This is a genomic window from Tuberibacillus calidus DSM 17572 (genome assembly GCF_000430685.1).
GTDB classification, from domain to species: Bacteria; Bacillota; Bacilli; order Bacillales; family Sporolactobacillaceae; genus Tuberibacillus; species Tuberibacillus calidus.
Genome location: NZ_AUMM01000028.1, coordinates 38367 through 50561 on the forward strand (window position 1 = coordinate 38367; position 12195 = coordinate 50561).

Below are 12195 nucleotides of genomic sequence, written 5' to 3' on the forward strand. Positions count from 1 at the left end.
GATTCGATGATAAAAAATAATAATGGGTTTACCCTCGTCGAAGTGCTGACAGCTATTAGTCTGCTAGCCTTGGTTTTTCTAATGGCAAGTTCCATCTATTTTCTTATGGAAAAACAATGGAATCTGCAACTTGATCAAGTGCAAGATCAATCCAATATGCGATTAGCGATGAATGTTTTAACGAAAGCACTTCGCAGTGCCGACCATGTGGATTTTCCGGACAACCATACCATGATTATCAATAACAATGATGTCTATCAGTTTAATGCAGCACATGATAGCTTAGAAAAAAACGGTCAGACGATTGTCAATGGCCTCTCGAACGTCACATTTACTCCTGGTGAAAATAAAGTCACCATTAAGATTACGGGGGAAAACGCAAAAGGAAATGGAAAAGAAACGTTAATGACTTCTATTTATATTGAAAGGGAGTAAGTATACCCATGCGCTTCCGTTTGAAAAAAATGTTGCGAAATGAAAATGGGGCGGCTTTGGTCATTGTGTTATTGATTGCTACCATTGCGATGATCATTGGATTAAGCAGTGCTCAAATGGCGCTTTCAAACACGAAGTTTAACGCTAAAGAGCGCCAATATCAGGCTGTCTATTATATTGCCGAGTCGGGCCTCACCTATGCCAAAAACGAAATTCAGCATATCGTCAGTCGCTATCAGGATGTTAAAGATAAGACAACTTATTTTCAATCCATTGAATCGGAAGTCATGACTCTTAATGGCAAAGATTATAAGGACTTTGAACCATCATTCGGTGAGAAACCCAAGGCAAAGATAGACATGGTTTTAGTCGATGAAAATGACGATGACAACATGCGGGAATATAAAGTGATATCGACTGGGTATATCGGTGAACATACATATAGGAAAGTTGAACAAACGGTGCGTATTTTTTGGAACGATCAAAGCAAACAAATTCATCTACCACAATCGATGACCGTATTCGCAAATGGAACTATTGATTTAAGTGGTGGCGCCAGTATAAAAGGGGATGCAGGAACAAATTTATCTGGTTCAAAGTCCATCATTTTGGATGGTGGTGCTAGCATCAGCGGCGACATTTATGTCGGAGAAAACGGGGGAAGCTCATCCATTGATGTACCAGACTGGTATAATTTAACGAATAAAATTATACCATTACAGGAAACCGTCATTCTCAATCGCCCTGAATTTCCGAGTTATCCCACGTATGATTTAGCCGAAGATACTAAAATACAAGATGGAAATTATGTCATTAAAAACGGGAATTTGAGTATTGAACAATATTGGGCCGATAACTATACGCTGCAATTAGATCGTGATATGGCTTTTAATTCTATAAGTCTATCAAGTAACTATACCTTATATATTGATGTAGGGAATTCTGACCGAAGTATTGTAGTAAATGATTTGGATATAAAGAACGGCCATATAGTCTTAAAAGGGACAGGGAAATTAACCATCTATATAAGAGATGAGTTTAATATGGGTGCCGGTAGCACGATTAATGATTCTAAATCGGTCGATAAGCTTCAAGTGTACTATAAGGGCGCTTCCCTTAAGCTAGATGGTGCACAAAAGATTTTTGGAACCCTGTTTGCCGAAAATACCGATATCATCATGAGTGGTGGCTCTGGTTTTATTGGCACCATTATTACGCTCGGTGATAACTTTAAAATTAGTGGTGGCAATTCGACCATATCCCAATTGATATATGCCCCTTATGCTGATGTTGAGATGAGCGGAGGGGGCACGATCATAGGGACCATTTTTTGCAAAACATTTAAAGCTACAGGAGGAGCGACAGTTATACACGGAAAAAATGAGTTTCCGAATCTTCCCGGAGGCGATTTACAGGAAAATAATGATAGCGGCACAGATTGGGAGTTTAGTCCAATAAAAGAAATAAAGAACCAATAATAAGCGCGTTCATAAAAGGAGCGCTTTTTTTGTCAGGTAAGAAAGTATAAAATTTTTTCAGTCCAGCATGAAGTGCAACGAAGGCTCCGCCAAGTCTTTTAGGCAAAGGTGGAGCCAAGTTTTCTTTATTTGAAAGAAAACCAATCAACTTATTTATTTCGGATATCGAAATTAGTGTATAATCTTTATAACATCATTTACCCTTAAACGTGCACTCATTTGTCGGACTTTTCTGTTACATCTTAGGGATTCACCGGAGGTTATGTTGATGCTTGTTTTTAAATACTTAAAACCGCTCCGTTGGACGGCGGCCATCGCCTTATGTTTTATGCTGATCGAATTGATGGTCGAGCTCATGCAGCCGCTCCTTATTGCCAAAGTGATTGATACAGGGATTTTGAAAAAAGATCTCGGTCAAATTTTACTTTGGGGGTCGGTGATGCTCGGGATCTCCCTCGTATCATTCATCGGCAGCATCATCGGATCTTTTTATGCGGCGCATACAAGTCAGACCTTTGGTTATTCGTTAAGGGTCGCCGTTTTTAAAAAAATCCAGTCCTTTTCCTTTGCCAACTTTAATCAGTTTCCAACATCTTCGTTGATTACGAGAATGACCAACGATATTACGCAAATTCAAAACACCGTGTTTACGAGTTTGCGCATCATGTTGCGCGCACCATTAACTGTTGTCATCGGAACCGTCATGGCCCTACTTGTTGATGTGAAATTAGGGTTGTTTATTGCCGTAGTCATCCCCTTTCTGATCGCTTTTTTAATCTGGGCGATGAATAAAGGCGGCCGCATGTTCCGGAAGGTTCAGGAAAAACTTGATTTCGTCAACCGTGTGATGAGAGAAAATTTACAAGCGATTCGCCTGATCAAAGCTCTTCTCCGATCCGATTACGAAAACAGGCGGTTTGAAGAAGCAGCGGACGACTTGAAAAAACGAACGGTTTCAACGCTTCGTTTGATGGAGACGACCATGCCGGTGCTGACACTCGTTATGAACCTTAGTATTATCGGCATATTATGGTTCGGTCATGGGCAAATCCAAGCTGGAACGGTCAAAGTCGGGGAAGTTGTCGCGATCATCAACTATGCGACTCGGATTACCGCTGCTTTCTCCCCGTTATCTTGGATTATCATGGCCGTCTCCCGAGCGATGGCTTCAGCCGGACGGATTTCCAAGGTGCTTGCGGCCGAAATTGATCTTAAAGAAGCGGAGACAACCATTGCCTCCATTCCAAATTTTAAAGGCAAGGTGTCATTTGAAAATGTTTCGTTCCGTTATCCGGGAACAGAAAAACTGATGCTGAAAAACGTCTCTTTTACTGTTAACCCCGGTGAGACGGTCGCTGTCATGGGGGCGACGGGTTCCGGGAAATCGTCTTTATTTCAACTCATACCGAGGTTATATGATGTGACCGAAGGCGGTGTATTTTTGGATGATACAGACGTCCGGCATCTAACTTTCGCGGAAATCCGCAGGCAGATCGGATACGCGCCGCAGGAAGCTTTGCTTTTTACAGGGTCCGTAAGAGATAACATTGCTTGGGGAAACCCCGACGCCACTTTTGAAGAAATTATCGAAGCCGCTAAAAATGCGCAAATCCACGAGACGATTATCCATTTGCCTGACGGGTTTGACACCATCCTAGGGCAAAAGGGCGTCAATTTGTCTGGGGGACAAAAGCAGCGTCTATCCATAGCCCGTGCCCTCGTCCGCCGGCCGAAAATATTGTTGTTAGATGACAGTACAAGCGCCCTTGATTTAAAGACGGAGGCAAAACTGCTTTCCGCTCTCAAAAACTATCAGTGCACCACTTTTATCATTACGCAAAAAGTGACGACGGCGATGGAAGCGGACCGCATTTTGTTAATTGACGATGGGGCGCTCTTGGCCGAAGGGACGCATGGCGAGCTTCTTAAGGCTACCCCGCTCTATCAAAAAATCTATGAATCTCAGTTAGGAAAGGGTGTGGCGTCATGATCAAGGCAATCAAAGAACCCTTTCAACATAAACGGCTGACTGCACCTGCTAAGGCATCTGTGGAAACGAGGAAAAAGGCGCCAAAGCCGAAATTTGATACGATTAGACGCATTTGGAAGTATTTAGCCGAAAGTAAACAGCTGCTTTTCATCGTAGTGCTGATGGTGATCGCGAGTTCCGTTTTAGGTCTACTCGGGCCGTTTTTAATCGGGCGGGCCGTCGATCGCTTTATCGTTGCTGGAAAATTTGCCGGCTTCGCTCGCGTTTTAATTGAACTTGCCATCGTCTATTTTTTGTATGCCGCCTTTCAGTGGTCGCAAAACATTCTCATGATCGGCATCGCCCAGAAGACCGTTTATAAAATGCGGATCCAAACTTTCAGCCACTTGCAAAAGCTTGCTCTGCCGTTTTTTGATAAGCGTCAATACGGCGAATTGATGAGCAGGGTAACAAACGATATCGACAATGTGAGTTCGACTTTAAATGATTCCGTCATTCAGATTTTCTCAAGTGTCATCATGTTAACGGGTACGATCTGTGTGATGATTTGGCTCAGTCCGATCATGACGATTGTGACGTTATTGATTGTGCCGCTGATGTTTATGGGCATGAAATGGATCACCAATCGCACCGGGCGATATTTTAAAGAACAACAAAGGTGTTTAGGGGATCTCAATGGCTATATTGAGGAAATCGTATCGGGACAGCGCGTTGTCAAAATGTTTTCCCAAGAGGAACGGGCCATCGAAACCTTTACGGAAAAAAGCAAACGGCTGCGCGATGCCGGTTTTTGGGCGCAATGTGTCTCCGGATTCATCCCCAAGCTGATGAATGGGTTGAATAATTTAGGTTTTACGCTCGTTGCGGCGGTTGGCGGCCTCCTCGCGCTTCATGGCATGGTTTCGATTGGGATTATCGTCACTTTTGCGGAATACACCCGCCAGTTTACGCGGCCGCTTAATGATCTGTCGAACCAATTTAACACGTTGTTATCGGCAGTTGCAGGGGCTGAGCGCGTCTTTGAGATTTTAGATGAAGAGATCGAAACGGCTGATGAAAAAGAGGCGCACGAGTTACCCGAAGAAATTAAAGGCGAAGTGGAATTTCGCCATGTGTCTTTTTCATACGAAGAAGCTTCGAAAACAATCAAAAATGTCAGCTTTAAAGCGGCACCCGGCGAAACCGTTGCCCTCGTCGGTCCGACCGGTGCCGGAAAAACGACGATCATTAATTTATTATCCCGATTTTACAATGTCGACCATGGGGCGATTCTCGTTGATGGCATTGACATCTCAACGGTAAAACGGGCAAGCTTGCGGAAAAAGATGGGCTTTGTCCTTCAGGATTCGTATTTATTTCAGGGAACGGTCATGGAAAACATTCGCTACGGCCGTTTGGATGCGACGGATGAGGAAGTGGTAGAAGCTGCAAAACTCGCCAATGCGTATTCTTTTATTATGAATCTTCCCAATCAGTTTCACACAGTGCTGACTCAAGATGGCGGCGGCATTAGCCAAGGCCAGCGGCAGTTGCTCGCTATTGCTCGGGCCATCTTAGCCCGTCCATCGATTTTAATTCTCGATGAAGCAACGAGCAACATCGATACGGTCACAGAAATCAAAATCCAAGAAGCCTTGGAGCGCTTGATGGCCGGACGGACGAGTTTTGTCATTGCCCACAGGCTGAATACCATTCAACGCGCCGATCAAATCCTCGTCATTAGTGACGGAAAAATTATCGAACAGGGTTCTCATGCCGAACTTTTAGAGAAAAAAGGGGCCTATTATGACCTCTACACGAGTCAGTTCAAAGAGGCGCTAGCCTAAAAAAGGAGTGATGTGGAATGGTTTACATTAGAAGTTTTGCCAGTGACAATCATGCGGGCATTCACCCGGAAGTATTAAAAGCGATTGAGCGCGCCAATGTTGGAGATGCCATCGCCTACGGCGGCGATGTTTATTCGGAAAGAGCCAAGCGGTTGTTTCAAGAGCATTTCGGCGATGATTGCGAGGTGTATTTCGTCTTTAATGGGACAGGGGCCAATATCACCGGTCTAAAGGCTGTGACACAGTCATATCATGCCGTGATTTGCGCAGAAACCGCGCATATTCACAGCGACGAATGCGGGGCGGCCGAAAACGTCATTGGCTGTAAGCTCCTCACCGTTCCATCAGCGGACGGAAAAATCACCGTTGACCAAGTTCAGGGTTTTCTTCATGACATCGGCAATGCCCATCACAGCCAGCCAAAAGTCATCTCCATTTCTCAGGTGACGGAATATGGGACGGTTTATCGGCCGGAAGAAATTCAAGCATTGGCCGATTTCGCCCATGCCAACGGGCTTTACCTTTACATGGACGGCTCGCGTCTTGCCAATGCCGCCGCCTCCTTGGGTGTCGAGTTTAGGGAAATCACGACTGATGTCGGCGTCGATGTTCTTTCGTTCGGTGGTACCAAAAATGGCTTAATGGTCGGTGAAGCGGTCATTTTTCTGAATAAGGCGCTCGGCCAGGATTTTCCGTTTATTCACAAGCAAAGCTTGCAATTGGCATCGAAAATGCGCTTCATCGCCGCGCAGTTTGAAGCCTTATTGACAGATCGCCTCTGGTATCGCAATGCTTGCCATGCTAACCGAATGGCGAAATTACTTGCGGATGAGCTAGAAAAAATCCCAGCCGTGCAAATCACGCAAAAGGTGGAGGCGAATGCGGTATTTGCCATTATCCCGCCGCCGATTGTCACCAAGCTCCAAGAAAAATATCTAATATCCCTATGGTCCGAGGCACGTTCGGAAGTCCGACTGATGGCGTCCTTTAATACTGAAGATAGGGATATTCATCAGTTGGTGGATGATCTGCGGTCGGCGATAAATGCCACCCATATTTAGTGAGGATTTTGAGAGTGGCGCATTATTGGAGGCATGAGTCATCAAATAATGGGGATCTTGAGATAGACACTTTATTGGGGGTCATGAGTCATTAAAATGGAAAGGAGTTGTCGGTGATGTTTTGGACTGAGCAGAAACTTGCGGCAAGAATTAAAGCATTAGGGCCTTATCGCTATCGTGAGGCACGCGATATTTCCAGTTTTCGCTTTCAGCTTGATGAAGAGGGGGCAGTCGGCGCACGGCCACCAGAAGACGGGTATGGGTCTGTCATTCGGATCGGTGACCGCTGGGAAGGCCGCGACCTTTATGCCTGGCTTGCGGCTGAAGTCCAGATTCCTATCGAATGGCAAAACAAAACCGTCATCGGTTTGTTTGATTTCGGGAAAACGGATGGCGGCACTAATGCTGGTTTTGAGTCTTTATTATATTTAGACGGAAAACCTTATCAAGGCGTGGACGCAAATCATCAGGAAGTGTTTTTCCCTGATCATGTTGCCGGAAAAACGGTCAAGCTTGTCTTCCGGATCTGGTCAGGGCTCGAAGGGGGCGGCGTGCCTGTCATTCAAGAACATAAAATAAAAACCGCCCAAGTGGCTTACCTGGATGAAGCAGCTGATGATCTATATTTTACTGGTAAAGCCATCATTCAGGTGGTGGAGATGTTAGATGACCATCACCCCGTGCGGGAAGATCTGCTCGGGGCGCTTAACCGGGCTTTTAATTTAATCGATTGGCGCCTTCCAGGGTCAGCCGAATTTTATCAATCTATCGAACGCGCTCGCGACACATTAAATAAAGAACTGGAAAAGATCGAGAAACGTCATCCCGTTACGGTTCATGCGGTTGGCCATACTCATATCGATGTCGCTTGGCTTTGGCGATTAAAGCATACTCGTGAAAAAGCGGCGCGGTCGTTTTCAACTGTCCTACGTCTGATGGAGCGTTATCCAGAATACATTTTCCAACAAGGTCAGCCCCAGCTCTATGATTATATTAAAAGAGACTATCCCGAAATCTATGAACAGATAAAAGCAAGAGTCAAAGAAGGCCGCTGGGAAGCAGCGGGTGGTATGTGGCTTGAGCCGGACTGCAATTTACCGTCGGGGGAATCCCTTGTGCGCCAGCTCTTACATGGCACGCGCTTTTTTAAAAATGAGTTCGGCACAGAATGTACATATCTCTGGCTGCCTGACGTGTTTGGCTACAGCTGGGCATTGCCGCAAATCTTAAAAAAATCCGGAATAAAAACGTTTGCGACAACCAAAATCAGCTGGAATCAGTACAACCGCATGCCTCATGATGTCTTTAAATGGCGCGGCATTGATGGCACGGAAATTTTAACGTATTTCATTGCCACCCCCTATCCCGGAAGAAAAGGGTGGGGTGCCGACTACAATGCACATATCACGGCAGAAACCGTACAAGGTGTTTGGAAAGCTTTTAAAGACAAGGCGTTAACCAAGGATTTATTGATTTCTTATGGCTATGGAGACGGCGGCGGCGGGGTGACTCGCGAGATGTTGGAGATGCGTAGAAGACTGGATCGCCTGCCAGGCATACCTAAAGTCGTGACGGATCGCGCCGATCAATATTTTGAAAAGCTGCACCAAGACATTAAGGAAACCGACCGCTATGTCCACACATGGGACGGAGAGCTTTATTTGGAATATCATCGCGGCACTTACACGAGTCAAGCCTATAATAAAAGAACGAATCGCAAACTCGAACTGCTTTATCGGGAAACGGAATTTTTAAATGTGGTCGCTGCTTTATCGAGTACTTGGGCGGCCTATCCGGCACAAACGCTCAATGAAGGTTGGAAAATTCTTTTGCGCAATCAGTTTCACGACATCTTGCCGGGTTCATCCATCCATGAAGTTTACGAGGACAGCCGAGAAGAATATCGCGGGGCTGAACGGCTAGTTAATAAAGCCAGAGAACGGGCGATTAAGGCGCTTGTTCAAGCAGAATCCCCGCGGTCATTTACGGTTGTCAATGACGCTTCGTGGCAGCGAACGGCGCTTGTCCGGATTTCTGCTGCAGCCGGCTTGAATCGCGGCACTTGGACGGATGAGGCTGGGGAAGTTCTAGACAGTGCCTTGTCCGATAACCATTGGCTAATTAAGGTCAACCGTGTGCCGGCCATGGGGTTTTCTGTGATTCACTTCCATCCGGATGGTCCATCCCCCAAGAAAAAAGAGCCGTTTACAACCACCGAATTTACAGCGGAAACCCCATTTTATTTTCTCGAATGGAATGATAAAGGGCAGCTCATTCGGTTGTATGACCGCCGTGCTGGTCGGGAAGTGCTTGCAGAAAACGAACGCGGCAATGTCCTCCAAGTGTTTGAAGACAAGCCGCTGCGCTTTGATGCTTGGGATATAGACCTTTTTTACCAAGAAAAAATGACTGAAGTGACGGACATTCAAAACATTGAAGTCGTTGAAGTGAATGCCTTAAGAGCGGTCATCCAGATGACGTGGAATTATCAGCATTCACGAATTAAACAAAATATGGTGTTGTATGCGAATAGTCCCCGCATTGATTTTGAAACCGAGGTTGATTGGCATGAACACCATCAGTTGTTAAAAGTGGCATTTCCAGTGGCGATTCGGGCGACGGAGGCGACTTATGATATTCAGTTCGGCAATGTCAAGCGGCCGACACATTGGAACACGAGTTGGGATTACGCGCGTTTTGAGACCGTTGGCCACCAATGGGCGGATCTTTCGGAAACAGGTTATGGTGTCAGCCTGCTCAACGACGGCAAATACGGTTATGATATTAAAGACAACATCATGCGCTTGACATTGATTAAATGCGCTACTTATCCAGACTACGCCCAGGACCAAGGATTGCACCGCTTTACGTATGCGCTTCTTCCGCATGAAGGCGATTGGGTCAACGGACAAACAATTCAGGAGGCATGGGATCTCAACCAGCCGCTTAAGTTCTTTGAAGGCGCAATGGATTACGCCCCGAGGTCACTGTTTAGCCTTTCCGCAGACCATGTCGTGATTGATGCGGTGAAAAAAGCTGAAGATGAGGATAAGGTCATTTTACGGCTGCATGAATCCACTGGCCGCCGCGGCCCCGTTGAAATCACCAGTGATTACCGGATACAATCCTGGCAGGAATGCGACTTATTGGAACGGCCGACAGGTGAAAAAACGGCCTCCCCAACGCTCACTTTTATGATCAAACCTTATGAAATTAAAACGTTTATCATCGATTTGGTGCGTTAAAAGGCGGGAAATCCGTTGGGAGTTCGCTACAACTTCGCGAAGGAGTAACCCACCATTAGTGGAAGCGCGCGACCAAGCTTGCGTCTTATAATGGCGTTGTAGTCAAGTTAGAAAAATTGCGTTACATTTTGGCGGCAAATGCGGCTCGAAATGTAACGCTTTTTTGATTTTCGGTTTAAAAATCGCCAATATTTTTCCGAATTTAAAGATTGCTTATCAGTTATGAGGGTCTCGGGCGGGAAAATAATATGCAATTTTGGATTGCGTATCAAATTGCCGGCCGTTGGTGCGTGAAATAATATGCTTTTTTTGATTTCCGATAAAAAAACTGCCCATGGAAATCGACACCGTATTGGTTGAAATTCATGATGAAGGTATAGGATAGGTTTTTCTATCCCAATAATTAAAGTGTCATAATTTTTATTCGGATGGTGAAGGCGTTTGGTTATGATTAAGTTGTTTACGGATATTGATTTGGACGGGCTTGGCTGCGGGGTTGTGGCAAAAATGGCCTTTGGGGAAGAGGCCAGCGTATCCTATTGTTCATACAGAAACTTAAATCAGAAGGTCGACGCTTTCTTAGACGACCCGGAGGAGAAGAATACATCCCTCTATATCACTGATCTCGCCGTCAATGAGTCGGTGGAAAAAAAGCTTGCGCAAAGATACAACGAAGGACATCCCGTAGCGGTCATTGACCACCATGTAACCGCCTTGCATTTTAATGACTATGAGTGGGGTCTTGTGAAACCTGAAGATGAGGACGGAAAAAAAACGTGTGCGACGTCCCTTTTTTATGATTACCTTGTTGACAAGAAATTGATGCAACCCCATAAAGCGCTGGAAGAGTTTATCGAACTCGTGCGCCAATATGATACGTGGGAGTGGGATGAAAACAATACGCTCGAAGCCAAAAGGCTAAATGATCTGTTTTATATTATGGATCGAACGGAATTCGAAGAGGAAATGCTTTCGCGGCTAAAAGAGAATCCGGATGCTTTTTCTCTGACGGACATGGAAAACACGCTTCTTGACATAGAGGATCAGAAAATCGACCGTTATATTCGTTCGAAAAACCGGCAAATCGTTCAAACATTTATTGAAAACTATTGTGTGGGCATCGTTCATGCCGAGCAATATTTATCAGAGTTAGGAAATGAATTAAACAAACTGAATCCCCATCTGGACATGATTGTACTCGTCAATGCCGGATCAAAGAAAATCGGCTTTCGAACGATTCACGATCATATCAATGTGGCGGAATTTGCCGCCCGTTTCGGCGGTGGCGGGCATCCAAAGGCTTCTGGATGTGATTTGACGGATGAGACATTCCGGCTTTTTGTGGCGAATGTCTTCCCGCTTCAGCCGCTCAAGCCTGATCCAGAGCAAAATAAAATCAATGTGAAGGGTTCGCCTTTTGGCACGTATTACCAAAACCGCAAAGGGCATGTTTCATCGATCTTACCGACGGAAGAGGGGCATTTCGAAGTGCTCCATGAAGGCAAACGGCTGGATAAAACATTTCCGACCTTTGAAGACGCCGAACGGTTTGTCAAAAGAAATTACATGTCTTGGTTGCGATATGATGAAGACTATTTACGGCAACTTGCGGCATGTCTGCCCATCAGCAGGGACACATTGGAGGAAAACTTTGATAAAATCATGGACGCCATTCTCGATGAGGTTGCTGAATCCGAATAACTGGATACCAAATTTTCTTGCTAAGTGCACTTTTTAAATTCAGAAGGGCAATTGTTTTCCGAAGCATGTTTTCTCCGTACGCTAATACCATGTATTAAGGGGGAGATGGACATGGGAAAAGCGAATCGGGGAAAATATTTGCGCCGACTGCCTAACCGTGGCCGAGGGACATGCCCTGTGTGCCATGCAACAGGCATAAAGTTGCTTTATACGCAACATACATCGGACGGCAAGGAGTTGAAAGTCTGTAAGCGTTGTTCCAAAGCATCCCAAGAGCGGATTGATCAAGCCGCAAGCCAGTAATAAAATCGGAAAAGTTCGGGAACTATGCCCGAACTTTTTTTAAAGTCAAAGAAAACATAATAATGTAAAAAACTGGAGCGTATGCGCAAATTGAAGGTAGAACCGACCAGAAAATGAGCAAAAACCGCATTTATGCTCAATTTTCAGCTGGAAGAG

General features: G+C 45.4%; 8 protein-coding genes. All 8 read left to right on the forward strand.

Annotated features, from left to right (window positions below):
• Positions 1-6: 6 nt before the first annotated feature.
• The 8 genes from H532_RS0108450 to H532_RS0108490 all read left to right on the forward strand — a co-directional run bounded on the left by H532_RS0108450 (position 7) and on the right by H532_RS0108490 (position 12039).
• Positions 7-435, forward strand: a complete 429-nt coding sequence (locus H532_RS0108450) for a PilW family protein (RefSeq protein ID WP_162142921.1) — start codon at positions 7-9, stop codon at positions 433-435.
• Positions 436-443: 8 nt separating this feature from the next.
• Entirely contained in the window at positions 444-1913 is a 1470-nt protein-coding gene (locus H532_RS0108455) for a pilus assembly PilX N-terminal domain-containing protein (protein WP_027725125.1), read from the forward strand.
• 262 nt (positions 1914-2175) lie between these two features.
• Positions 2176-3903 (forward strand): ABC transporter ATP-binding protein, encoded by a 1728-nt coding sequence (locus tag H532_RS0108460; RefSeq protein ID WP_425426251.1) that lies wholly within the window; start codon positions 2176-2178, stop codon positions 3901-3903.
• Positions 3900-5729, forward strand: coding sequence for an ABC transporter ATP-binding protein (locus H532_RS0108465; RefSeq protein ID WP_027725127.1), 1830 nt, complete (start codon positions 3900-3902; stop codon positions 5727-5729). The genes H532_RS0108460 and H532_RS0108465 overlap by 4 nt, the downstream gene beginning before the upstream one ends.
• Positions 5730-5746: 17 nt before the next feature.
• Positions 5747-6790 (forward strand): threonine aldolase family protein, encoded by a 1044-nt coding sequence (locus H532_RS0108470; RefSeq protein ID WP_038111885.1) that lies wholly within the window; start codon positions 5747-5749, stop codon positions 6788-6790.
• A 116-nt stretch (positions 6791-6906) separates the two neighbouring features.
• On the forward strand, positions 6907-10035 hold the full coding sequence (locus H532_RS0108475) for an alpha-mannosidase (protein WP_027725129.1): 3129 nt from the start codon (positions 6907-6909) through the stop codon (positions 10033-10035).
• 447 nt (positions 10036-10482) lie between these two features.
• The gene (locus tag H532_RS0108485) at positions 10483-11736 is read left to right on the forward strand and encodes a DHH family phosphoesterase (protein ID WP_027725130.1); all 1254 of its coding nucleotides are present in this window, start codon (positions 10483-10485) and stop codon (positions 11734-11736) included.
• Between the two features lie 111 nt (positions 11737-11847).
• On the forward strand, positions 11848-12039 hold the full coding sequence (locus H532_RS0108490) for a hypothetical protein (protein ID WP_027725131.1): 192 nt from the start codon (positions 11848-11850) through the stop codon (positions 12037-12039).
• Positions 12040-12195: the final 156 nt, after the last annotated feature.